General features: G+C 57.6%; 15 protein-coding genes and 3 pseudogenes. 10 read left to right on the top strand and 8 right to left on the bottom strand.

Annotation, left to right across the window (positions count from 1 at the left end):
* Window positions 1-465: 465 nt before the first annotated feature.
* Entirely contained in the window at window positions 466-726 is a 261-nt protein-coding gene (locus tag ASC90_RS04975; RefSeq protein WP_056536251.1) for a hypothetical protein, read from the bottom strand.
* A 437-nt stretch (window positions 727-1,163) separates the two neighbouring features.
* On the opposite strand from ASC90_RS04975, the gene ASC90_RS04970 reads away from it, so the two are divergent.
* Window positions 1,164-2,720, top strand: a complete 1,557-nt coding sequence (locus ASC90_RS04970; protein WP_056536248.1) for a phospholipase D family protein — start codon at window positions 1,164-1,166, stop codon at window positions 2,718-2,720.
* A 55-nt stretch (window positions 2,721-2,775) separates the two neighbouring features.
* Here the strand turns inward: ASC90_RS04970 and ASC90_RS04965 are convergent, their stop codons facing one another.
* Window positions 2,776-2,961, bottom strand: coding sequence for a hypothetical protein (locus ASC90_RS04965; RefSeq protein WP_056536245.1), 186 nt, complete (start codon window positions 2,959-2,961; stop codon window positions 2,776-2,778).
* Window positions 2,962-3,402: 441 nt separating this feature from the next.
* Here ASC90_RS04965 and ASC90_RS28655 point away from each other — a divergent pair.
* Window positions 3,403-3,953, top strand: a pseudogene (locus ASC90_RS28655) (IS630 family transposase); the annotation flags it as partial.
* A gap of 521 nt (window positions 3,954-4,474) precedes the next feature.
* Here ASC90_RS28655 and ASC90_RS04955 read toward each other — a convergent pair.
* A complete protein-coding gene (locus tag ASC90_RS04955) occupies window positions 4,475-5,164 on the bottom strand; it encodes a MarC family protein (RefSeq protein WP_056536242.1) in 690 nt (229 codons plus the stop codon).
* Between the two features lie 448 nt (window positions 5,165-5,612).
* On the opposite strand from ASC90_RS04955, the gene ASC90_RS30355 reads away from it, so the two are divergent.
* From ASC90_RS30355 to ASC90_RS04935, 3 genes are all read left to right on the top strand, one after another.
* Window positions 5,613-6,356 (top strand): STAS/SEC14 domain-containing protein, encoded by a 744-nt coding sequence (locus ASC90_RS30355; protein ID WP_056536239.1) that lies wholly within the window; start codon window positions 5,613-5,615, stop codon window positions 6,354-6,356.
* Between the two features lie 1,414 nt (window positions 6,357-7,770).
* Entirely contained in the window at window positions 7,771-9,252 is a 1,482-nt protein-coding gene (locus ASC90_RS04940) for a hypothetical protein (protein ID WP_348270861.1), read from the top strand.
* A 423-nt stretch (window positions 9,253-9,675) separates the two neighbouring features.
* Window positions 9,676-11,280: a bifunctional aspartate transaminase/aspartate 4-decarboxylase gene (locus ASC90_RS04935; protein WP_056536229.1), complete on the top strand. Its 1,605-nt coding sequence runs from the start codon at window positions 9,676-9,678 to the stop codon at window positions 11,278-11,280.
* 54 nt (window positions 11,281-11,334) lie between these two features.
* On the opposite strand, the gene ASC90_RS04930 is transcribed toward ASC90_RS04935, so the two are convergent.
* The 4 genes from ASC90_RS04930 to aspT (ASC90_RS04915) form a co-directional block, all read right to left on the bottom strand.
* Window positions 11,335-13,119 carry a SulP family inorganic anion transporter gene (locus tag ASC90_RS04930; protein WP_056536226.1) on the bottom strand — a complete coding sequence of 595 codons (1,785 nt, stop codon included), beginning with the start codon at window positions 13,117-13,119 and terminating at the stop codon, window positions 11,335-11,337.
* Window positions 13,120-13,281: 162 nt separating this feature from the next.
* A complete protein-coding gene (gene aspT, locus ASC90_RS04925) occupies window positions 13,282-14,970 on the bottom strand; it encodes an aspartate-alanine antiporter (protein WP_056536223.1) in 1,689 nt (562 codons plus the stop codon).
* 210 nt (window positions 14,971-15,180) lie between these two features.
* Complete coding sequence (locus ASC90_RS04920; RefSeq protein ID WP_056536220.1) at window positions 15,181-17,892, bottom strand: decarboxylase; 2,712 nt, start codon at window positions 17,890-17,892, stop codon at window positions 15,181-15,183.
* Window positions 17,893-18,029: 137 nt separating this feature from the next.
* A complete protein-coding gene (aspT, locus tag ASC90_RS04915; protein WP_056536216.1) occupies window positions 18,030-19,721 on the bottom strand; it encodes an aspartate-alanine antiporter in 1,692 nt (563 codons plus the stop codon).
* A gap of 244 nt (window positions 19,722-19,965) precedes the next feature.
* On the opposite strand from aspT (ASC90_RS04915), the gene ASC90_RS04910 reads away from it, so the two are divergent.
* Together ASC90_RS04910 and ASC90_RS04905 are read left to right on the top strand one after the other, a co-directional pair.
* On the top strand, window positions 19,966-20,436 hold the full coding sequence (locus tag ASC90_RS04910; RefSeq protein ID WP_056536213.1) for a hypothetical protein: 471 nt from the start codon (window positions 19,966-19,968) through the stop codon (window positions 20,434-20,436).
* Window positions 20,437-20,557: 121 nt separating this feature from the next.
* Window positions 20,558-20,974: a CYTH domain-containing protein gene (locus ASC90_RS04905; RefSeq protein ID WP_244480301.1), complete on the top strand. Its 417-nt coding sequence runs from the start codon at window positions 20,558-20,560 to the stop codon at window positions 20,972-20,974.
* 309 nt (window positions 20,975-21,283) lie between these two features.
* On the opposite strand, the gene ASC90_RS04900 is transcribed toward ASC90_RS04905, so the two are convergent.
* Window positions 21,284-21,592: a hypothetical protein gene (locus ASC90_RS04900; RefSeq protein ID WP_056536207.1), complete on the bottom strand. Its 309-nt coding sequence runs from the start codon at window positions 21,590-21,592 to the stop codon at window positions 21,284-21,286.
* Window positions 21,593-22,208: 616 nt separating this feature from the next.
* Here ASC90_RS04900 and ppk2 point away from each other — a divergent pair.
* From ppk2 to ASC90_RS04885, 3 genes and pseudogenes are all read left to right on the top strand, one after another.
* Window positions 22,209-22,991, top strand: a pseudogene (gene ppk2 / locus ASC90_RS04895) (polyphosphate kinase 2); the annotation flags it as partial.
* A 483-nt stretch (window positions 22,992-23,474) separates the two neighbouring features.
* The gene (locus ASC90_RS04890) at window positions 23,475-24,239 is read left to right on the top strand and encodes a hypothetical protein (RefSeq protein WP_156392840.1); all 765 of its coding nucleotides are present in this window, start codon (window positions 23,475-23,477) and stop codon (window positions 24,237-24,239) included.
* Between the two features lie 260 nt (window positions 24,240-24,499).
* Window positions 24,500-24,676 (top strand): annotated as a pseudogene (locus tag ASC90_RS04885) (VIT family protein); the annotation flags it as partial.
* Window positions 24,677-24,770 lie beyond the last annotated feature (94 nt).

Genomic DNA, 24,770 nt, shown 5'->3' with positions numbered 1-24,770 from the left:
ACCAGTCGGACCACATATGAAGTGAACGGCGAGCCCTTCTGAAATTAGTGTTTGACCCACATCCCGACCATCAACCTTAAGAATCCCGCAGCTCCGGCCGTAGTTGCACATGTTAGTCCCTGCGGTTCCGGGTTTGCATGAGCAAGCGACCCTGGTGACTGTCGACTTTCCCGACGACACACGATCTCGACAAGCCGTTTGCTTGCACTGATGCCGAGCTTGCGCTCATGCTCGCAGCGAGGTTCGAACTTCTCAGGTGTATTAAAGCCGACGAGCCTGATGCGCGTGCCATCATCATCTTGATCGTATCGCCATCGGTAACCGAAAAGTCCAGGGATTCCGACGCCTCGGAGGTGCGGGTCGAAAGCGGGAAACTGAAGCTATCGGCAATCTGGCGGCTGATCGACGCTATTGCGACCACGACTAGCACTGCGGCCATGATGAGGAGCTTCTGCTCCTGATAGCTCAGGCCCCAATATCGAGAGCGGCGGGTGTTCGAGTCACACGATTGCTCACGACCAGCCGCAAGTCCGCGTCCCCTTTTATCGCCGCAAGACGCTTTACCGTTGCAAGCTGCTTTTCGCTGAAGCGCGTTCTCGTCCCATAACGCTCGATCTTCTGGCGCATATCCAAAAGAAAACCGCGCTGCCATGCTGATACCCGCCCTTCCCCAAGGACGTCGTCAATACGGCTCCGAAAGTAAATAACTTCGATTTCTGACAGCACACCCCACCTCGCAAATCGAGGGGATCATACTTCGGGCGAACTAAATTGCGGTTTTCGGCGCCACTACAATTTTAGCGAGCCCGCATTTAGGTGTAAGCGATCGGCTGCCGTCAGCGGCAATAGAACCTGAAGAGTCAAGCAACCCCAGGGTTGGGAATATTTAAGAGTTGCGCGAATTGGTATCGCAATCAGGCAGGGTACGCTCGGTGAGAATTTTTTCCACTCCCGGCGGTCGGGATCACTCCGCTTGGATACCAGGGATAAAGCTGAGATCGTCACAGTATTTTTGAGGAAGTTTCGCGTTAGAATGGACCATTTCAAACCGGCCTTCCTGCTTCTCCTGTGGACACCTTGCTCGCTCGTCACGAGACACTATTTTGCACGGGCGGGTCGAGTCAGCATAGTGCTTCCTGGTCGCGGCGGCCCGGGGGTATCATGTGATTTGGTTCGGCATCTCCATCATCGCGATTGTGGCGCTGGCAGCCCTATGGGCTCTGGCAACTTCAAGCTATGCCGGGTTTCTGAAGCGAGTCCAGAAAAACGATTCCCACATCCTCAAGGTTGCCGCTGCGGACACCGAGCTTGACCGATACGGCGCCAGGCTTTGCCACCAGCGGGAAACGGCAACCGGTCTGGCTCTGGTCACCTCCAATATGGAAGCGTTCGCAGCCCGCCTGCTAGCGGCACGTTCGGCCGGGCGCAGCCTCGACCTCATGTATTATATGTGGAATGCGGACCTGACCGGAATGCTGATCATGCGGGAAGTCGTCACTGCCGCTGACCGTGGCATACGTGTGAGGATCCTTCTCGACGATCTCGGCGTCTCCATGTCCGACAAGATCTTCTATGCGATCGACTGCCATCCGAATATCGAGCTCCGGCTCTTCAATCCCACGAGGGCGCGGGAGAATATCGTGCGCCGCGGCCTGGAGATGGCCTTGCGATTTCGAAGCGTCAACCGTCGCATGCACAACAAAGCGTGGATTGCCGACGGCCGGATCGCGATCGTCGGGGGACGCAATATCGGCGATCCGTATTTCGATGCTGGTGCAGACGCGAACTTCCGGGACTTCGATCTCGTGATGGTCGGTCACGCCGTTGCGAAGACGGAACGTCTGTTCGACGACTACTGGAATAGTTCGGTTGCCGTGCCTGTGCGCTCGCTACTTTCGCGACGGCCCAACAAGCTGAGGAAGCTTCGATGCAACATGGACCGCCTTGATTACGAGCAGCGTGCCCAGCCATATCTCAATCGAGTCCGCGATCAGACATCCTTGAAGGTTGCTGTCCCCGAAGACGGATACATTTGGGTCGACAAAGTCGACGTTCTGGCCGATCCGCCCGAAAAAGCCGGCGGAAAGATGCGCAGTGGGCAGAACATGTTGATGGAAACGCTGCTCCCGATCATCACCGGCACAGCCAAGTTCATTCATATCACTTCGCCTTACTTCATTCCCGGCCAACGCGGCGTCGAGGCTTTGACGAAGCTCGCTGGCAAAGGGGTGAAGGTTTCCGTCCTGACTAACTCGCTTGCAGCCACTGACGTCGCTGCAGTTCACGCGGGATATTCGCGCTATCGACCGGCATTGTTAAAAGGCGGCGTTGCACTCTTCGAGCTGAAATCGATCGCTGAGATGGGCTCCTTCTCCCTGCGAGGTTCAAAGAAGGCGAGCCTCCACACGAAGGCCTTTGCCAGGGATGGGAAGTTTGGCTTCATCGGATCTCTCAATCTCGATCCGCGGTCCGTTTCCTTGAACACTGAAATGGGCGTCCTGTTCGAGTCGTGGCATCTCGTCGATCAAATGGACGCGATCTTTGCCAAGGAAACCGAGACAGACCTGAGCTATCCCGTACGGCTCGAACAGGGATTCCTGCGGTGGCTGAAAGTCATTGACGGGAAACCTACCCTGGTCCGGGCCGAGCCGGATGCCGGGATCGCCCGGCGCGCGACAGCCTGGCTGATCAAGTGGCTGCCGCTCGAATCTCAGCTTTAACCCCTAACAAACGCCCTGCTACTTTGCGCGTCATTGCGTTAGCGATTGGATCCGGTCATAGCGGACGATGAACTCGTCGGCGGTGCCTTTCGCCATAGACCTTGGCCAGCGTGGCTTGGAGGTCCGGCGAGTACAGCACGCTGAGAGCGTCGATCTGTTCGTCGCCTTTCTTGGTCACCTGCTTGATCCGGAGCACCTTGTATTTGCATTCCCCGAGGCTGAAGCTCTCCTGTCGAGCCACTGTCAGTTCCAGGCTCCATCGCGTATCTGCCGACCGGGCCAAGCGGCAGATAAGCGATGCTGGCGCGGCCACTGTCCGTGCTGAAACGGGCGAGGTCAAACAGACCAGCGTACGAGAACACCGTCTGCCGGGCTGAATCGCGAAAGTGATGGACGGCTTTGACAATTGGATCTGCCTGCTTCCGGAATCCGCTCCGAGCGTCGGCATTCTCCAGCACAAAACCATTCTTCGCGGTGTTTGCCGACGGACAATCGGCGCCATGCGCGGCGCCCGGGAGAAAGGCTGCGACAAGAAGCAAGGTGAAACGGCTTTTCAACATAATCTGCGGTGTCCAATAATAGGGGTTGGTTGATTGTTCATGCGATCGAGTTTCCTAGCCGCCGCTGACGAGTGTTCAGCAATGATCTTCGCATTCGAGTTCTGGCTGCGTCTTCGGACGGGATGTCTGCGCGTTCGGCTGCTGCGCGGTTTGGCATCGGGATTTCGACGGCCATTGCCTGGATCGCCAATTCAGGCAAACACGGTCGGCGCTCAGGCTCCAGACTGGATGAGGACGAGGCCTTTATCATCTGCCTTATCGATGATGAGAAAGACATCAAGCTTAACGAAATGGTCCTGCGTTTGAGTGAGGAACGGTCTGTCGTGATCGGCCGTAGTACTCTTGACGTGTGGCTTCGCAGCCGGGGCTGGACCTTTAAAAAAGACCGCACATGCATTGGAGCAGGAGCGAGACGACCTTTGAAACGGCGGCAGGCCTGTTCGATGGCCTGCTCGATCTCGACCCCGCCAAGCCTATTTTTCTCGATGAGATCGCTCTCTCCACGAAGATGTCTCGACCACGCGGGCGATCCCAATGCGGCGAACGCTGCCGGTCGGCGGTTGCCCATGGCCACTGGAAAACCACGACCTTTACAGGGGCGCTCAGGCTTTCCGGAATGACCGCACCGATGGTACTCGACGGCCCGATGACCGGCGTGGCATTCTTGGCCTATGCAGTCGGGATACTACATCGTATCCAGGCGCTAGCCTGGACATAAAGTAACGCATCATGTCTATGTTGGTCGACGTCAGGCGCATGAACTGCGCGGTGAGATCTCCATTCTCGAGCGCGGCGTATTAAGGCCGACCTGATTAAAGTAGTTCGCAACACTTTCAGCCGAAATGTCGCCACCAGACATTCTGGCCGCCGCCTCCAGTAGGTGGCGCGCGATCGGTCAACGAGGGCGCGCTGGCTCTTCCGTAGCAGATTGGATTGGCGCGACTGTCGGACGATGCCGATAAAGTAGTGCCCCCAACAAGCTTAGGATGGCGCAGCGCGAATTGCAATGCGACGAAGCCACCGGCAGCATGGCCGAATACATGCGGCTTTCGGATCCTTTGCGTGTTTATCAACTCCCTCACATCGTCAGCCATTTGCTCCAACGTCGTGGACTGTGTGTCGCTCTCCAAGGCCATTTCTCGCCGCCTACAGGCGGGCACTCGGCTTGTAAATACCGAGCCGCGCCGCGATTTTCTAAGGCACCGGCAATGACTGTAGGGGAACTGCGGAGAGGACGGACCTCAACAGGTCATTCGCGCCCGACCAGAGGATTTGCAGACCTAGGCAGAAGAGAATGAATGCCGATAGCCGGACGGCGATGTCGGTTCCGCCTCCGCCGAGAAGCCTTTGAACGCGGTCCGCATAGGTAAAGCAGACCAAGATTGTCAGTGCAAGGACAGCAATGGCGAGTAGGCTCGCCAAGACGAAGATGATCCTGTCGGCGGGCCCAGTGACGGTCGCCTCAGAAAGTCCAATGCTGATGACAATTGCGATCGACCCAGGCCCCGTCGTCAATGGCAGCGTCAGGGGATAGAAGGCTTGATTTAACAAGTTGCCCCGAGAAACATCGCCTGCCGATGCATCGAGTTCCTTGTGACTTCCCCCGTTGAGAAGTTGCCACCCTGACACAGCGACAATGATCCCACCTGCGACGCGAAGGATCGGCACGGAAATCCCGTAGAATTGCAGAATAAGCGCGCCCAGCAGAAAAGAACACACGAGCAGAACGAACGAGTTGAGTGCGATCCGGCGTGCGAGGACGGCCCGGACATCGGGAGGGGCGCTGCTGGTTAATCCCAGAAAAACAAGCGCAGATCCAGGCGGATTGACAACTGGAAAGACCGACGCGAGCACGAGCACGAAGGTATTCACTGCAGCATACATTCAGTTGCCCCAACACCGGACGGACGCGCGCTTTTCATGTATCGGAAAGTGTACGAAGCGGTGGGAAGGCCAGTCTCCATCGGTCATTTTCGTGCCTTTCACGTTATGAACGCTCTCGCCTAGAATGAAACATAATCGATCGGGCGCATGTTTCCACTGCAACGCCTGTAAAAGCGACCAAAATAACCGCAGCCGCGGAATAGGACCACCGAGCGTGCCCCGTGGTGGCGCGTCCTTTGGATTGTCTGCGACCCTGCCTCCTACTCGCGCGAGGATCCACAGCCGGTGGCAGACTTTCGCCAGAATTGCGAGGAGCGGCGTTTCGCGCCCGCGCGTGGTAAGGCGCTCCTAGGCAGGGCAGTGAATCGGTGCAGCACTATAGTGGCTACCGTAACATACTTCGCGCGCGCTCGGCTTCCTGACATCCTCAGGCAAATGGAGGAAGCGCATGATGGGGCGCCATACGAGGAGAACCGAAGAAAACCGAAGAGCGGCGCGGCTTGGTCGAACCAGGCTGATGCTGAGACTTCCCGCTGTGCGATCGCAAATACAGCAGATGTCGGGTGGAACGTTTTTTGACGAAGTCTTCGTAGCCTATGGCATCGCATGTTCCGCCTTGGACAGGTTCCGCCACAGCGCGCATCGACGCGATGCTATTCAGATCGAGGAGTACGAAAAGATATGTGGTGAGATCGAGACCGACGTTCTGCAAGAGATTTTACGCCCGCGCGCAGCGCGAGACGTAGGTCGAACCTGGGATCGATCCTACGAGACCTGGAGAGATGGAGGGCGGACGATGATAAGTGTTGACACCGTGAGGGATAAAAAAATCATCCTTATTGCGCCTCAGGGTCCGCTCGAGCGGGGAGATTTTCAGACAATCGCAAATGAGTTTGAACGCGCGGTGGCCTCCATGGGCAAGTTGACGGGATTGTTGATCAAGACGCGATCGTTCCCCGGTTGGGAGACGTTCGAGGCAATCACAGCCCACCTGAAATTCATCGCAAGTTACCATCGATCGATTGAACGCGTTGCCGTGGTGACAGAGAGCAGGTTTCTGAGGATCGTTCCACCGCTCGCCGGCTATTTTTTGCATCCGACCATCCGCGTCTTCGCGTTCGAGGAAACGGAAGAAGCGCTCGGATGGCTTGGGAAAGGAGTTGATGACGCTCCAGTGCCAAATAGCTGTTGAAAATTCTCTGAGGTCTCTTTCGGCACCGCAAGTTGGGTGCCTAGTCTGTTCAGGAGCGTCGAGGAATCGAAGCTCGTGACAGGACGCCAGCCGGAACCGAACAGGCAACCGGCGACGGTTGGCGTCGATTCATTCGTTCGTCCGCTAGCACGGTGGGGGAAACTGCATCCCAAGGCGCGAGGCACGTAATCCGGAGAGGGATGCGGTCGTCAAGGTCGCAGCGCAGAAGAAGCTCTGCTTTCACGCCCGTCCGATGGTGCACGGATCAGCTTCGAGCGCTATGGTGGCGGGCTCCCGGGGTGAACGCAGCACACTATTCTTTTGCTAAAGAGGAGTGTGGTCATGAAGCGTCGAGTCGCCTGTATTTTTCTGCTGCCCAGCGGTCGGAGATTTGGGACCGATGGCAAGCCGGCGAGTCCATGAAGTCGATCGGACGCCTTTTGGATCGGGGATCTTCATCGGTATTCTCAGTGATCTTGCCAGCCGGTGGCATACGTCCAGCCGAGCGGCGGCGAGCGCCGAATGCACTCAGTCTGAATGAGCGCGAAGAGATATCGCGAGGGCTCAACGTGCAGCGTTCCCTGCGGTCGATTGCGTGCACTCTAGAACGATCTCCCTCCACAATCAGTCGTTAAGTCTGCCGCAATGGCAGGGCGCATTGCTATCGGGCCGCACGCTCAGATCAGGCTGCCTGGGATCGATCCTTGCGCCCCCAAGCTATGCAAGTTGGCTTGCCATGCGTCCTTGGCCCGCACAGTATCTATCAAGCTAAAGCGGAAATGGTCGCCAGAGCACAGATTGTTGGCTTGCTCAAGCGTACTTACCCCGGAGAGCCGCTCAAATCGAACGAAACGATCTATCGCAGCCTTACATCCAAGGCCCGCGGGGCGCTGAAAAAGAAATTGCTCGAACACCTTAGGGCAAAACGTGGACGCCAGGTCGATTATTCCGCGGCTCCCGCTCCAAAAAACGGGAGGGCGAAGTTCAAACATGATCCATTCTCGTCCGAAATATACGCCGGTTGTGCATGGTTGGCGTTACAACAAAAAGGGGCTATACCGAATATTAAATTAGGAATGTGTAATTCTATGTCGAGGGAGCCATGGAACTTGCAAACCTGAACTGGAATGGCGCCGGGCAACCTACCGAGGCGGAAATCCGTCAACAGTTGGACCGAATATTCGTAAGCAGGGAGTTTCACTCTCCGCAGCGCGGCAGAGCTTTCTTGCAATTCATCGTTGATGAGACACTGGCAGGACACGCGGCATTTTTGAAAGCATTCACGATTGCAAATGTCGTGTTCTGCCGAAATGTCTCGTTCGATGCGCAGAACGACCCTGTTGTGCGCATCGAGGCAGGCAGGATGCGCAGGGCACTGGAGCGCTACTATCTGATCGGTGGTCGCGCGGACCGCGTGATCATCACCATACCGAAAGGCGGCTACGTGCCGTCGTTCAACTACGCAGACAGCATTACGGAATCAGGTGCACCACCGACATCCGAATCAGATTCCGCGGAAAAACGTGAACCAGTGGCTCATCATCGGTCAACTGCGTGGGGTGCCAACGATTCCCGTCGCTTGTGGATCTGGTATGCGCTGCCGGCAGGCGCGGCATTGCTCGCGGTCGCGGCCTTCGTACAGGTCCCCCTCAAGTCCTTCCTGGCATCGCCTCAGACAGCGATGGCTGACGCGACCCCACCCAAGGTTCTTGTCGAACGGTTCCGGAATGCTAGTGGAGCTGATGATGTATCAGACATCGCGGAGGGCCTGCGTGATGAGATAATCGGGCAACTCGTGAAGTTCAAAGATATCGTTGTCATTGCGAATCTGCCCGCAACGAACAGCGAAGTCCAGGAACCGCGCTACGCCCTGCAGGGGAGCGTTCGGATCGAGGATAACAGGTTTCGCTCGCTTGTTCGTCTCGTCCGTAGGGCCGACGGAGCCGTTGTCTGGGCGAACAACTACGACGGTGATGTACGGCACGGCGTGTTTCATATACAAGAAGACACAGCACAGCGGATCGCAAGCACTGTCGCCCAGCCATACGGCACCATCTTTCAAATGGACGCAGGTGCCCTTGCCAAGGAGCCTCTCGAAGGCAGCTTCGATAGCTACGCGTGCACGCTCGCCTACTACAGTTATCGAATGACCATGGATTCACACAGCCATGGCGCAGCAAGGGACTGCCTGCAGCGAGCCACCCTGGGTTATCCAAACGACGCAACCGAATGGGCGTTGCTTTCGCTAACCTATCTCGACGAGTTCAGATTTCGCTTCAAGCTTGGTGCTCCCCTCTCGCCTGCCCCCCTTCAACTCGCAGCCGATGCTGCAAGGCGGGCGGTCAGTATCGATCCACAAAACGCCCGTGCGCTGCAGGCTTTTATGCTGGTTAGCTTCTTTGAGAATGACATCGATACGGCGCTGCGGGCCGGCGCCGCGGCTTATGCCGCCAACCCGAACGACGCGGAGGTTGCCGGCGAATATGGCCTGCGGCTGTCTATGTCCGGAAAATGGCAGTCCGGATGCGAGCTGGTGTCAAGCGCCGTGAACAAAGGCGCAGGCCCAAAGGGGTATTACGAAGTCGGCATGGCCTTATGTGCCTTCATGCGGGGAGACCTTCAAGCGGCGGAACTGTGGTCCCGCATGTCCGATCTGGAATATAACCCGATGCATCGTTTGGTCCTGCTGGCGATTGTCGGCGCCGCCGGTAAAGTCGATGAAGGCAGGAAGGAACAAGACTGGCTTCAGTCCAACGCGCCCGTGCTCATGAAAAATGTCCGCAAAGAGGTATCGATGCGGTTGCAGCGCTCGGAAGATCAGGAGCGCTTCTTTGCCGGGTTGAAGGCATCGGGGACCTTCGTTTCCTCATCGGATACCCCTGCTTCAAACCAGTAACACACATCGACGGCTCCGATTGCTTGCGGCAAGGATGCCAGCTCGCCGTCAGCCTATTGCAAGGTATTTTACCGTATCATACCGCGAGGGACGTGTATTTTACTGCCCTTGCCCGTCCGTTTGGACTTATAGTCCGGTGTAAGCTGATGAGGGTAGTGGCAGATGATCCAGTTGCGGATCTTGGGCATGTGGTCCAGGATCTCGACTATGTCCAAGCGGAACTTTGCGTCGACGCGCTCCTACTCGTATGACCGGGAAGTCGCAAGCGTTCAGGACAGCTACGCCGTGCTAGCAGGCGTCAGGGCCAAATTCGAGCAATAGCGCGCGCACGCCCTCTTCGGAGCGCTGCGGATTCGTCGACTGGGAATTGGGAGCTTTCAGGCGGCTAAGGCCGTGTTTGCACTTAGTCACAGGAGGATTAAGATGACCGAGATTGATTATCGCGAATACGAGCATATGAGCCCGTTCGAAATAAAAGACGGACTCATGAAGCTTGCCAAGCGCAGCTCTCAAAAATCCACCCATGCCCTGCTTAACGCCGGACGCGGGAATCCGAACTGGATTGCCACAACGCCACGCGAAGGATTTTTCCTGTTTGGTCAGTTTGCATTGTCCGAGTGCCGACGCTCGATGGACAATCCAGTCGCGGGTCTTGCCGGCATGCCACAGATGAACGGCATTGCCGCAAGGTTCGAGGCATGGCTCGCCGAGCATGAGAAGAATCCGGGCGCAGCGTTTCTTTCGAACATGATCGATCACGGTATCAAGGCATTTGGCTTCGACGCCGATGCCTTCGTATTCGAGCTCACGGATTCGATCATCGGCGACAACTACCCTGTTCCCGATCGGATGCTGGTGCACGCCGAACAGGTCGCGCATCGCTATCTCATGTGGGCGATGGGGGCAACTTCATCCGCTGGCAAATTTGACCTCTATGCTGTCGAAGGCGGCACTGCGGCGATGTGCTATATCTTCAAATCGCTGATGGCCAATCGGATCCTCAAAAAAGGCGACACGATCGCCATGGGAACGCCGATCTTCACGCCCTATATCGAGATTGCCGAGCTCGAGGACTATGCCTTCAATGCTGTCCACATTCGTGCGACGCAGGAGCATCGCTTTCAATATTCCGACGAAGAGCTCAAGAAGCTCGAGGATCCGAAGATCAAGGCATTCTTCATCGTCAATCCCGGCAACCCGACCTCGATGGCGATCGACACATCGACGCTAAAGAAACTCGTCAGCCTGGTCAAAACCAAGCGGCGGGATCTTATTCTACTGACAGACGACGTGTACGGCACGTTCGTTCCGAACTTTCGCTCGCTGCTGGCGGAGCTGCCTTACAACACCATCGGCGTCTATTCCTACTCGAAGTATTTCGGGTGCACTGGCTGGCGGCTCGGTGTGATCGCCATCAACGAGAAGAATATTCTCGATGACCGTATCAAGGAGCTTCCAGCTAAGGAACTGGAAGCGCTCGACAAGCGATATATCTCGATCTCGCTCGAACCACGCAAGCTGAAGATGATAGACCGGCTTGTTGCCGATAGCCGGGATGTGGCACTGAACCACACCGCTGGGCTGTCTTTGCCCCAGCAGGTGATGATGACCATGTTTTCCATGAGCGAGTTGATGGACACCGACAAGGTGTATCAGCAGGCTTGCATGGCGATTTGCAATACGCGCGTAAACACCTTGCTCGAGGGACTTCCGCTCGATCTGCAGCCCAACGCGAACTTTGCTGCCTACTACGGGACGATCGATTTCGAGTTCTGGCTTCGCAGATATGTCGGCGAGGAAATGGTCGCCTGGCTCAAGGAGCACGTTCACCCACTTGATCTCGTCTACAGGCTGGCCGAGGACCACTCGATCGTGCTGCTCAACGGCGGCGGGTTCGATGCCCCCAACTGGAGCGTACGCGTCTCCTTCGCCAACCTGGGCGACGACGTCTACGACGACATCGGGCGCGCCGTTCGTGCTGTTGGTCGCGGCTACGTTGATAGGTTCAACGCATCTACCGTGAAGTAGCTCCGATACCGACAAGAAAGCTGCGACCCCATCGGTCGCAGTGTTGTCGCTGCCTCAGATCCCCTCAGGGCGGAGCCCGGGTGGCTTGCTCGACGAGGTCGATCCGGCGCTGCTTTGGAAGTGGTCAATCCCCGCGCGAGCATTGGCAAACATCCGGCCCTCCCCGAGCCGCTCGGCAAAACCCGATGCCCGGACATAGTCGAGGACATCGGGGTTGAGACCGGCGAGCCAGAGCGTCACACCCTGCTCTGCAAGGCCCTTCTCGCTTTCCATCAGCATCTGCAGCGCAGAGTACTCGATGTCGAAGACCCTGCTCAGATCCAGCAAGAGAACGCCGGGTCTTGCCCCAACGACCAATTCGCGGACGCGGTCGGCGACCTGCTGTACGTTGACGAAGAAAAGCCGGCCTTCCGGCCGCACGATCAACAGCCCATCGAAGGTTTCGTCATCCGGATGCTCCGCCGAGAGTGGGCGCAGGATATCCTCGCCGCGCTTTCGGCCGACCACGTAGATACGCGGGTTCGCTGCCTGGCTGGACAAACCGACCAGGGACAGCACAATGGCGACGACAATACCCTGAAGTGTGCCGAAGACAAGGACGCCCAGGAAGGCAGCGAGCGCCCACCGGAATTCCATCCTGCGAACCTTGCGGATCGATGCGAACTCTGCGGGTTTGATCAAACCGACGGAGTAGACGATCACAATTGCCGCAAATTCCATCCTGCGAACCTTGCGGATCGATGCGAACTCTGCGGGTTTGATCAAACCGACGGAGTAGACGATCACAATTGCCGCAAGCGCTGCTTGAGGCAGAAGACCAAGCAGCGGCGCAAGAACCAGCATCGTCGCGACGGAGACCGCCGCCGTGACCAGCGATGCCTTTTGTGTTCGGCCCCCGACGGCACGGACCACCGCGGTCTGCGATGTACCGCCGCCCGCGGGCATCGCCCCGAAAAAGGCACCGGACAGGTTCGCGACGCCGCTGGCCACCAGCTCACGGTTTGCCCGGATCGGTGGTTCGGACGGGGCGGCAAAGGCGCGGCCCGCGGCAATTGTCTCGGTGAAGCTCATAAGGGCAATGCCGATCGCCCCCGGAAGCAGTTGTGTAACCAGGTCGACGCTTGGCAGCGTCAGTGAGGGCAGCGCCTGGGGGATGTACCCGACGATCGCCACGCCATGCGTGCTCAAGCCGAACAGCCAGGAGACGGCAATAGCCGCTCCGACCACGGCAAGCGGCGCAGGCGAGTGTGGCCACAGCCGCTCCATGATGAGCAGCAGCGCAAGAGCGACTGCCCCGACCAAGGCCGTGGCTACCGAGGTCTCGGGAAAATGCTGCAGAAGGTTCAGTACGTCCCTGAAGAACCCTTCCTTGGCAATGTGAAGGCCGAACAGCTTCGGTATTTGATCCAGGACGATCACCAGTCCGATGCCAGCCTTGAAGCCCGTCAACACGGGCGACGAGATGAAATTTGCAACAAACCCCAACCGCAGGGCTGCCGCGATGATCAGCAACAGGCCCGTCAGCGCCGTGAGCGTGGCCGTCGCGGTGATGAGCCTACCGGGATCGCCGTCCGGCACGACAAGTGCCAGTTCTGCCGCCGTCAGGATCGCGAGGGTCGTGGTCGAGCTGACGCTGAGTACACGCGATGTCCCCAATAATGCATAGACGATCATAGGGACAAAGGCCGTGTAGAACCCGACGCTCACCGGCAGACCAGCAACGGTCGCGTAAGCCATGGCCTTCGGCAAGACAACCGCCGCCGCCGTCAGCCCCGCAATGAGATCCGGTCGAAGCGTCCCCGGTGCCGAGTTGATGTGTTGATCAGTGCTTGGACGCATGATTTCCTCTTTCCGTATCAACGAGTATTTCGGACTCGAAGATCGCGGCACCCGCGCTATCGCCAGACCCAATTGAAGACAGATGCCCTCTCTATGCGTTCATGATTTTAGTCCCCGAGGGCTTCGTGACCAACACAAATGTATGCAATCTTATCCATGGTATCACGCCACCACGCCGACGATCACGGTTCCCCAGGTCGTGAGCAGAATGTGCCCGACTGGAACCGCAGGCGTGTAGCCAAGAACAGCAACAGTACTGCCTGATCGGTCTTGAACGGCGGCCATACCGGCCGTCATCGTCTGCGCGCCGGCCAGCCCGCCAAGCAGCAAAATTGGATTCATGCGAAGCACATAGCGCCCGAAATACAGTCCAACAATCAGCGGCGCGAGGGTCACGACCATGCCCCCGAACAACAGACCGATCCCGGCTTCAGCGATAGCAGAGATGAAGACAGGACCCGCATGCAGACCGGTCATGGCAACGAAGGCTGCCAAACCGAGCGCGGTCATCAGGGACACCGCCTCATCTGGTATCCGGCCGAAAAGAGGAAACCGCGTGCGAAGGTGCCCGACCAGAAGCCCTGCCAATAGCGTACCCACGCTTGCGCTTAAGGAAATCCGCAAATCGCCGATAGGAAAAGTAACGATGACTCCTAGAAGTCCGCCAAGGAATATTGCGAGCCCGAGCACGAAGAAGTCAGTGGTCGTCGTCGGGGCGACGATCACGCCGATCTGCTTGGCAGCACGTGATACAACGGTTTCCGGTCCAACCACGCGCAAGATGTCACCTCGTTCGACCGTGGCGCCCGATGCGAGGGGGATGTCCTGTCCTCCACGCGTGATGCCGCGTAGATAGAGGCTCCGCGCCCAGCCTTCCTTGGCAACGCTCTCGATGCTCCGGCCTTGAAGACCGGAGGATGTCAAAAGCACGTCGGCGATCGATACCGGGATGTCGAGAAGTTCGCTGTCCTCGACCTCGTTTGCGCGGGTTCCCAGCACCTGCACCAATGTTTCCCGAGCACCCGACACCGCAATGACATCCCCGGCTTTGATAACGATCTCCGGCGCCGCCTCGAGGATTGAGTTCCCTCGTCGCAAGCGCTGGATGAAAAGTCTGTGCTCCGGCAAGGTGGCCTCGGCGGACATCATCGAGGAGCCGATGATGGGTGCACCGTCGGCAATGCGATACGCGCGCACTTCGAACCGGCGCCAGGCAGACGCAACGCCGGACGCAGTGCGGATAATGCCCAGTTCCCGTTCCAGCGCAAGCGCTTCAGCGGCCAAATCGATGCCGAGAAGTTTGGGGCCGACCACACTGCAGAACAAGATTACGCCAACGGCACCAAATACATAGCAGACAGCATCAGCCACAGCGATATGAGCGACATACCGGGCCCGGTCTGCATCCGGCAGAGGCAGCGCGTTGATCGCCTCCGTTGCCGTGCCCATCGCGGGACTTTCGGTGAGCGCGCCCGAAACCAAGCCCGCGGCAAAGCCTGGATCAAGACCGAGGATCCTGACAACGACGATGGCTGTGAGCAGCCCCGTCACACAGACCACTATGGCAAGCAATACGGGCTTTACCCCATCTCGTTTCAGGGCTTGCAGGAACTGTGGACCGACCGAGTAGCCAATGCCGAAAAGAAACAGAAGGAAGAGAAACGACTTCGCCATGGCGGAAATCGGGACCTCCGCGAACTGGCCTATCAGGATACCGGCAAACAGTGAGCCGGTGACGGGTCCCAGGCTAAATCCTGCGATTTTGATAGTCCCGATCAGGTATCCGATGCTAATCGCGAGAAATACGGTCAACTCGGGATATTTCACCAGGAATTGGCCAACCCACACCATAACTAACCAGCTCCTTTCGTCGTGCCGGCGCTGCAGCATCCATGCTCAGCAACAGCCAAATCTTTATAACGGGCTGGGTGCCCGATCGAATATTTGTTGAATTCCATTCTGTCGCCTGCGGGCAGGCCGTGCTTCGTCGACAGGCCCGGCCGCGCCTCCAAGCTCGGTCCCCAGAGGACAAGACGCAGGTTGCCGCCTCTGCCAAGACCCTCAGCATTTCGCCTTAGCGGCAACCGCGTCCGGTTTGACAAGTTTTAGCCCTCTGGCCCTCTCGTAGCCATGGATCTCCTTCACATCCAGCTTGCGCATGAAATCGATCGTCTCCTGGGTCAGAACCTGCCCGGGTACCATGATGGGAAACCCCGGTGGATAGGGAATGACGAAGTTAGCCGAAACCATTTCCGGCCCCTCCCGCAGCCGCCGATCGCACTCGGCCCCGATTAGCGGTACGTATTCACACACGGACGCATCATAAGCGTTGAAGAATGCGGTGCGGATGTCGCCTTCCGGCGTCGTTCGGCCCGCATCGCCACGGAATATCTCGTGAAAATGGCTGAAGTTCGGAAGATCCGGCACGTCGGTCATCAGCGACTTTACCCGCGCTTCAAACGTGGCACGCTCTCCTTCCCCTCCATCGGACAAGCGCTTTTCGATGCCGTGGCAAATCTCGACCAGAACGCGGACGAGGTGAGCAACATCGCTCCGTGTATTATTGATATTTGACTGGAGCAATACGCTGTTGCGCGAGGTCTTGTTGAGCTGGATGCCATACTCGTTTGCCAGCAGTCCCTTGAATTGCGTTCCGTCGAAACCGGCCGTGCCGCAGACCACCGTTATGCGTGTTGGATCGAGGTAGAACTCGTCTTCCTGCATCGCCTTGACCGCTGTCGCCCAGGTCGAACCTGGCGCGAGGTAGTCCGTGAAGCCAGACTGACGATATGTGTCGGGGATCATCTCTGCTGCCCCCAGAGCGCGGAAATACTTCGAGATCAGGGGGTGCTCGTTTATTGCTCGCCGGATTTTGAGCGCGATCTCAATTGCGTTCATCACCAGTCCATAGCCTTCGAGCTCCATCTGCCGGCGCGCGACGTCGAGGCTTGCGATCAACTGCTGGTTCGGGCTGGTCGAGGCATGGGTGAACACCGCTTCGTGGAACTGGGCCTCCACCGTATGGAAGTCCACGTCCTTGACCAGCAACATCGAACCCTGCCGAATGGCCGACATCGACTTGTGGGTGGAGTTGGTCTGGTATACGCGCAGGCGCACCAGACGCGGGTCGGGGATCAGCCGGGCGGCAAGCAGCGCTTCATCCGAAGGGTTTTCGCCAAGGTCCGTCTCCTGCCTCTCGTAGGCCTTGACGGATGCTGGATCCCGCAGCCATTCCTCGATGTCCGCAGCAGCACCCATAGCCGTACGCGGACGCAGGAAAGGCGAGAAACGGGCAAATCCGGACCAGGCCTCGTCCCACAGGAAAATCAGATCCGGCTTGATCGCGAGGCATTCCTCCATCACCCGCCTGACATTGTACATGTGTCCGTCGAAGGTGCAGTTAGTCAGGTCAAGAAGCTTCAGACGATCGAGACGGCCCTCGGCTCTCAACGCAAGCAGCGCGCTCTTTATGGTCGCGAGAGGCACGGCCCCATACATCGAGTAGGCCGTCATCGGAAAGGCTTCGACATAGTAGGGCTGCGCGCCGGTGAGGACCATGCCGTAGTGATGCGATTTGTGGCAGTTGCGATCGACAACCGCAATATCGCCAGGTGCCAACAATGCCTGCACGGCCATCTTGTTGGAGGTCGAAGTGCCGTTGGTAACGAAGAAAACATGATCGGCGCCAAACGCACGTGCAGCCATATCCTGTGAGCGTTTGATGTTGCCGGTCGGCTCGAGAAGACTGTCGAGGCCACCCGTAGTTGCGCTGCTCTCCGCCAGGAAGAGATTGAGGCCGTAGAACTCGCCCATATCGCGGATCCAGTCGGACTTGAAGACCGACTTGCCGCGCGCGATCGGCAGAGCGTGAAACGTCCCGATCGGCCGTCGGGCGTATTTCTTAAGATTGTCAAAGAAGGGCGTTTCGTAGCGCGCCTGCACGCCTTCAAGTATGGCAAGATGCATTTCAAGCGGTTCCTCGACCGCGTAGAAGACGCGCCGTATGGCATCCGCCTTTGGATCGCCGGCAATTTTCTCCACCTGACGGTCGGAGAGCAGGTAGACGTCGAGCTCCGGACGAACCCGCCGCAAGGTGCGCGCCAGCCGCAACGCTGACATATTGGCGCTCTCGGTCTCGCCCAGCGGATCGAGCACCGAGCGCAAAACCGGCGCGTCGTGGCGGGAGCGGTAGGGGAAGCCTTCGGCGAGGACGACCGAGATGATATCTGGGTTAAGAAGAACCGCACAGGCGGCATCCTCGAAGGAGCCGACAATGATCGGCTCGTAGATGAAAGGATCTTCCGGGCGACGCAACCGGCGGATCTCCCTGGCAAACGCAGGCCATCGCGCGGCTGGCTGGCTGTTGACAAAAAGAGCTTCGAAATAGGGGCGGCGACCGCCCGTTTCACCTCCAGCGGGCGGCATGACGTCGGCCACCTCCGTCGGCGACATTTCATCGTGAACATCCCATTCGGCCGGGCGCCCGCGATAGGCGCGCGTCAGGAGACTGTTGGAGATGCGTCGCGCCAGTTTTGCGGCTCCGCCTGCATCATTGCTGGCAATACGCTCTCGCAGCGCAGAGAGCAACTGTGTCCCCGGATAAGCATGATATTCTTCGACGGCCTCCAGCCCAGCCAGCGCAGCCTCCATCGCCGCCCTGTCGCCACGGCCGTTTGCCCAGGCATCGGCAAGCGTCGTGACCTCTCGCCAGTTATCGGCGCGCGCTGAATGTATGAGCAAAAACTGATCGATATGTGCGGCCTTGCTTGACATCTCATGCTCCCAACGTCGTTTCCTAATTGAACACGCCCGCGGCCGACCAGGCATCATCGCGCGTTCTATGGTGGTCACGTTAAAGAGAGAGGCGCACCCACTCCTGCGCGCCCATCCAAATTATCTCGCGCTCGTCTTCAGGCGAGCAGCAGCACCAACACCATACCCCAAATGGTTAGCAGGGTGTTGCCGACGGCATAGGTGACAGTATAACCAAGGCCCGGGATCTGGCTTTTTGCCCGATCATTGATCATTCCAAGGGAAGCGGTCGTCGTGCGCGCGCCGGAGCAGCAACCAAGTAGTATGGCTGGATGAAAACGGAAGACGTACTTTCCCACGTACATGGCCAGGACTAGCGGTATCGTTGTTACCGCGATGCCCCACAGGAACAGGCTGAAGCCGAGCTGCTGCAAACCCGCGACAAAACCCGGTCCCGACGATATCCCGACAACCGCGATGAACACGTTCAGACCGACGGAGTTCATGAACCACACAGTCGGCGACGGAATGCGCCCGAATGTTGGGCGAACAGAGCGAAGCCACCCAAAGAAAAGGCCTGAAATCAATGCCCCCCCGGAAGTCGACAGGGTCAGCGGGACGCTGCCGATCTTGAAAGTGAGGGCACCGACCAGCGCGCCAATCGCGATCGCCGCGCCGATGAACGCCACGTCCGCCACATCTGTCTGTGCATCCGGGCGCCCTAGGTCCTTGGTGGCTGCAGCCGTGTCCTGTGTGCGCCCGACGATCGTGAGTATGTCGCCGCGATGCACCTTCGTGTTTGGCAGGATGGGGATCTCGGTTGCCGTCGCTCCGCGCACGATCTTTCGCAGAAAGACCCCACGGGCTGTTGGTCGGGCGGCAAGCTCGGCAAGCGTCTTCCCGTCGACCTCTTTGTTCGTGACGAAGACATCGACACCGTCGGCAGGCACTGCAAGTAGCTCCCGATCGTCGACCTCGTCTGCCACGCTGCCGATCATGTCAACAAGAACTTCGCGACGTCCCGCAACCGCGACGACGTCGCCTACTGCAACCACCGTATCAACAGTGGCATCCTCTACCCTACCCACGCGGCGAATGCGTTCGATGAAGACCCGCTCGGTCGGCAGCAGACCTTCTGCCTCTCGCGCCGTCATGCCAACGATCCTGGCGCCATCCTTCACGCGATAGGCACGCAGTTCATAATTGTGCCATGCCGTTCCGGCGCCACCGAGAGCCTTCTTGCCTCCATACTCTTCCTCGTAGCGTTTGCATTCGGCTTCCAGATCGATGTTCAACAAGGCCGGCCCAAAGAGAGCAAGTACGATGGCCGAGCCGACCGTTCCGAAAATATACGTTACGGCGTAGGCAACCGGCATAGCATCCAGCATCGCCTTGCTCTGTTCCGGCGGCAGCCCCAGGCGATTGATAGCGTCGGTGGCAAGCCCCATCGATGCCGAGATGGTCTGTGAACCGGCATACAGCCCGACGGCTGAACCGATATCGTAGCCGGCAAGCAACGCACCGAAATACGCTGCCCCTAGGCAAAAGACACACACCACCACGGCAAACAGCGCCTGTGGAATTCCGTCCTTCGCTATTCCGCGCACGAACTGCGGACCGACGCCGTATCCGATTGCGAACAGGAACATCAGGAAAAAGGTCGGCTTGAGCGGCGGTGAAATTGTAATGCCCAATTGGCCGATCAGCACCGCTGCGATTAGCGTCGCCGTTACAGCGCCAAGGCCGAGCCCCTTGTAGGTGAATGAACCAAAATAATAGCCAAGCCCTAATGACAGAAAGATCGCAATTTCTGGATACGTACGAAGCGTGCTGACAAACCAGTCGACCATCGGCCCCTCCCTTGTTCAATCGCAGAATGCGTCACAGGAAGACACGATCCCGCTCTCGAAATAACGGACGCATTTGTTTTATCCCAACGCGATAGCACCGTCACGCAGTGCGCCCCTAGAGTCACTCAACAACCGTTACTTGCGAAGTAAGATACCGTATTATACCGTTGGCGGCCTGTATCTTACTGCCCTCTCGGATCCATAGGGCTTATTCTACTGACAGTGTTATGGAGGGCATTGTGTTATGGCAAAGCCGGAAGAAGGCGGTCCCCGCCCGCCGATTGAAAGCGCTGAAGAATTGCGCAAACGGGCCTTGGAGCTTCAGCTTGTGGAGTTGGAGCGCGCAGAGAAAATAAACGCCCGCCAGGCCGCGAAGCACGCGGAATTCGTCGAAGACTTCTTCAGGAAGCATATCGGTGACAACGAACGCGCCGTCATAAAGCGGCTGGTCATGAAGGCGGCTGCTGACGGAAAGTACGAAGCAATGGTCTACAGCTTTCCGTCGAGCTTTTGCACTGACAGCGGACGGGCTATCAACAACGGTGCCCAGGGCTGGCAAAACACATTGCAGGGCCGTGCCCGGGAAGTTTACGACCTGTTCGAAACCGTAGCGCGGCCGCAGGGCTATTCGCTGAAGGCAATGGTGATAAACTTTCCGGAAGGCATCCCCGGCGATATAGGCTTCTTCCTCGGCTGGGAACCGCCCGTGGAGTGATCCAGGCGAAGTCGCCTCCGAGGCGCGCAGTCATCTGGGACTTGCCGATGAAGACGATCGAAATCGAACGGAAGTCCTCGTACCCAATGAGGAATGGCGCGCTGGTGCTACTTCCGCTCGCATGTTTCGCCAAGGGTACGTTATTACCGGCGGCGACAATTTACTCCGGGTTCGCATCATCGACGAGAGGTGGGCTCGCTTGACGATCAAGTTCCGCAGGCGCGGTCTGAGTCGGGAAGAGTACGAATACGAAATCCCGCATGAAGAGGCCGCCGAACTGCTGTTCCACGCGAGCGGCGGCGTCATCGAGAAGACTCGCTATACCGTCTCACACGAGGGGTTCGTGTGGGAGGTAGACGTATTCGTCGGCCTGCATATTGGCCTCACCATTGCAGAAATTGAAATGGCCCGTGAAGACGATCGACTCCCCCTTCCGCCGTGGATCGGCAGAGAAGTCACCGGCGACAAGCGTTACTCCAATCGATCATTGGCACGAAAATCCACATCGAAATTGGTCAGCGGAAACGGGTTTGAATGAGCGTTTAATCTCCCATCGGCGAAACCGCTTTCAAACAAGATGACTTGCGCGCATCGAAGTGGCCTCTCGGTCGTTCGCATAAGGTGTTGAGCGCGTCCGTGGAAAGGAGCACTTTAAATTCGGAAGTGACGATGTCTGGCGCGATCGTGTGCGTTGGAACCCATGAGTTCGGGTGCCACGTGCCTTCAATCATGATCTTCGCAACCGTGTTCTTAGCTCCGGAAGCGAGGGGCAAGCCATTCCCCAAGAGGCCCTGACTGAAATGGACGCGATCTGTGCCGGTTGCCCGTCCCCCAATTCGAGAAGTGACTAGCGCGTCGGTCGCCCCTTATCTTGGCGCAGGTGGATGATCTTGGCCCTGGAAAGCGCCTCTTCAATCTCAGCTGCAAGGCCTTCGACCAACTCCTTGTATTCCAACCGCCGTGAATCGCGGATTTCATCGGGAAGCCGAGCGATTTGCCGCAAGGCCGTCTGCGCGTCAGCGAGATCCTCGCAGATACCTCTGAAGCCTTCATCGGATTCAAACAGATCCTCGATCTGCCGCGACTGTGCTGGAAAAATTGCGAGCGCAGAAGTGAGACCCGACGACGGCGCTGAATTATCCGAATTCGATCCCATCTCGCACCCCCATAAGCAAGTGATGATGACTCATGATATTTCACTGCGACTGTTTATGGATGTATAATACACGAAGATACGGCAGCCCTTGCTCGTCAGCCCCGGCTGAAAACTGGTGCTGCGGTAAGATTTAGTTCGATAGGCCAGCTTCCAAAAAAAGACACCGTCGCGGAAATTCGAAGCGTGCGCTCTCGCCCGGAGCAGGTTGGTGGAAAGCTCGCAGATCGAGTCCTGTCGACTCGAGCCGGCGCTCAAACGCTCAACCCATCGATACCGGCGACGTCTGCAATCGTCTAGCTGGTTGTTGCTCGCTAGATTGACTGCCACGACTTGACCTAGTTGGAACGGCGAGCCGTCGTACTCTTCAAAACGCCGGACAGCCTCAACATTTTCGCAGCGAGCACCATAGATACTACATGATGCTACGGGTCACTCAGGGACGTTGAAGCTATTATGAGCGGTATCGACTGCGACCAGCGGCAACGAGGTTGATGGATTCGGGTTGATGCGGGAGCCAGCAAGGCCGCCAACAATCCCACGGTTTCCCGTGCAACACAGCAACGGAGTGAAGCATGAGTAAGACCGACAAAGACCATGAGATGGTCGCCGACGTGGCGAAAAAAAGGACAAGTCGTGGAACTACGACAATGAAATGAAGAAGGTACAGGTTGAGCTTGCCTATCTTCAGGCGTGGGTCACGAAGTCGGGCTTGAGAGTGGTGATCATTTTTGAAGGCCGCGATGCCGCGGGCAAGGGCGGAATGATAAAGCGCATCCTTGAAAAGGTCAGCCCCCGGGTGTTTCGGGTCGTCGCGCTACCGGCCCCGAACGATCGTGAAAAATCTCAAATCTACATGCAGAGGTACATCGCGCATCTCCCGGCCGCTGGGGAAATCGTTATCTTCGATCGCAGTTGGTACAATCGACCCGGTGTCGACCGCATAATGGGCTTCTGCAGCGAGAAGAAAGCGCAACGCTTTCTCGAACTTGCTCCACGCTTTGAGGCGGCGATCGTGGAAAGCGGCATCCTCCTGTTGAAGTATTTCCTCACGGTCAGCGAGGAAGAGCAGGAACGCCGGTTCAAGAGACGAATTGAAGATCCCCTTCGGCAGTGGAAATTGAGCCCAATGGACGTTGAGTCCTACCGGCGGTGGTGGGACTACACACTCGCTTATGACGAAATGCTTCGAATGACCGACACTGGACACGCCCCGTGGTGGATTGTCCCGTCGGACGACAAGAAAAAAGCCCGCATAAATTGTATATCACACATCCTCAAGTCGATCCCCTATGAGCGCGTCAAATTCGAGGCGCCGGATCTGGGAAAGCGGCAGAAACGACCGAACGACTATGTCGAAGACAACGCTCCGCGGCGTACCGTTCCCGATATCACGAACTAGAATCTTCTGACCGCGGAGTAGACGATCATAGGGAGGGTTCGGACCCAATAAGACAGCGCGATGGGGCCGGTTTGCCATTGTTGCACGCGGCGCAGTCACGTGCGCAGTGTCCGTCCTTTTCTTCATGAAAATCTCCGCGTCCCCATTGTGACGCTGCGACGATTGGAGCCGATTCCTGTCATGGCCACCATCTTGGTCGTAGACAAATGCGACAAGGATCACGGCCGGCGACGGAAATTCTGATAGGGACGCAACGATTGCGCATGGGGTGACTGGACTGTTTCGCAGACAGATTGCGCTCGGTCATTTATGATGTGTTTCTCGTACCTACGATCAGCACGATAGCACACCCTTCGAAATCCAAAGGGAAAGGCAGGCCGGATGTCTCCCAGGAACCTCTTGAGCTTTTTGCTTCTGTTGCCGCAGCGGGGCCAGCGCAAAAGACGCACATATGGCCGTCGATTGAGTAGGATCCGGGAGGATGTGACCGACCCCGGTCGCTCCTTCGATATTGGCGCCCTGCTTGCGGAATTGGACGCAATCGAAAAGGTAATGTCGCCTGGAGATGTCAAGACGTGGGGCGAGATGAATTTCATTCGCGGCGTGATACATCTGCGCTTGGGGAAGCTGGACGAAGCACTCGCCTACAGCAAGATCGCCGCATCCATGAGTTTCGATCAGCCTTTTCTTTCCAGCGACGAACACTCGTTCTTGTTCAGCAATTTGGCGTCGAGGGCGGAAAGTGCCAAGCGTTGGCAACTTGCCGCCGAGGCCTACACATCGCTAATTGCTTTTTTCGACACGAATTCGCCGTGTCCGGAAGCTCGGAGATTGCAAGCAAGCGAGAGCTTGGCAATCTGTTTGAGAAATGCGGGCCAACGCGAAGAGGCGTTGCGGACCATGGATGAGACAGTGCGTCGAGCTGAACGTGCGCTTGCCCCCGATATTGCAGAGATGCTGCTTCTGCTCGCAAGAAGCGGACAATTTGCGTTCGACCTCGATGATTTTGAGGCCGTCCGTCGATATCAGGAGCGGCGGAGGGCTCTCGCAACACAGCACGACCAAGCTGCGCATCTTGATGACAGCCTCTACAGGCTGGCAGTTGTATCCATGTGCACAGGCATGCCTCAGGAAGCCGACGACCTTATGGTACTAAGGGTCTGTCTAGCCCAGGAGAGCCACGACGACAGTCGGATTGCCACCGCCAAACGGGATCTGTTGATGTCTCGTCACCTCGGCCTGTCATAACTGTCCAGGCGACCAGCGATCGCGTTTCGAACGTCGCCCTCGTGGCAATAGCTGGAAACCTCCAGCTCGATGTCACTGTAGATTTCTTGATTCTCGCGACTGAGTTTGACGTCACAGCACCTTTCGTCGGCCCTCGGAACGGGCGCATGTGACAATTGGCAGTCAAATTTTGCCCGATCGACAAGAGCATGCAAGTTGCAACGGGATTCCACGCGCCAACTCGCGAGATTTGGACATTGGCGTTCCCAACGGAGCTAGAGATGCAAGGCAATATTGTGGCGCACGCCCTCAAGTTCATCGATGCCGGCGACGCACTCGGTGAGGTTCTCTTTGGCCTGATCATGGCACTTACGTTCACCGTTGGCGCGCGGCTGGTGACAGGAGATGAGGGCTTGGATGCTCGTGATCTCGTCCTCGCAACACTGGGGTGCAACGTAACCGCCCGATTGCTACCGCGTAGATTTGGCTTTGATGCGAGCGACGAGCAGCTCGTTGTCAACAAAGCTGTCTAGGAAGTCGTTCCATTCTTGG

The organism is Rhizobium sp. Root1220, from assembly GCF_001426265.1.
Classification (GTDB): Bacteria; Pseudomonadota; Alphaproteobacteria; order Rhizobiales; family Rhizobiaceae; genus Rhizobium.
Note: the sequence above shows the minus strand (reverse complement) of the source record. Positions and strands in the feature narration are given on the sequence as shown.

Excerpts from the sequence above, each read along its gene's own strand:
- ASC90_RS04955 (WP_056536242.1), bottom strand. The coding sequence starts at position 5,164 with ATGTATGCTGCAGTGAATACCTTCGTGCTCGTGCTCGCGTCGGTCTTT.
- ASC90_RS30355 (WP_056536239.1), top strand. The coding sequence starts at position 5,613 with ATGATGGGGCGCCATACGAGGAGAACCGAAGAAAACCGAAGAGCGGCG.
- ASC90_RS04935 (WP_056536229.1), top strand. The coding sequence starts at position 9,676 with ATGACCGAGATTGATTATCGCGAATACGAGCATATGAGCCCGTTCGAA.
- ASC90_RS04930 (WP_056536226.1), bottom strand. The coding sequence starts at position 13,119 with ATGCGTCCAAGCACTGATCAACACATCAACTCGGCACCGGGGACGCTT.
- aspT (WP_056536223.1), bottom strand. The coding sequence starts at position 14,970 with ATGGTGTGGGTTGGCCAATTCCTGGTGAAATATCCCGAGTTGACCGTA.
- ASC90_RS04920 (WP_056536220.1), bottom strand. The coding sequence starts at position 17,892 with ATGTCAAGCAAGGCCGCACATATCGATCAGTTTTTGCTCATACATTCA.
- aspT (WP_056536216.1), bottom strand. The coding sequence starts at position 19,721 with ATGGTCGACTGGTTTGTCAGCACGCTTCGTACGTATCCAGAAATTGCG.
- ASC90_RS04910 (WP_056536213.1), top strand. The coding sequence starts at position 19,966 with ATGGCAAAGCCGGAAGAAGGCGGTCCCCGCCCGCCGATTGAAAGCGCT.
- ASC90_RS04905 (WP_244480301.1), top strand. The coding sequence starts at position 20,558 with ATGTTTCGCCAAGGGTACGTTATTACCGGCGGCGACAATTTACTCCGG.
- ASC90_RS04900 (WP_056536207.1), bottom strand. The coding sequence starts at position 21,592 with ATGGGATCGAATTCGGATAATTCAGCGCCGTCGTCGGGTCTCACTTCT.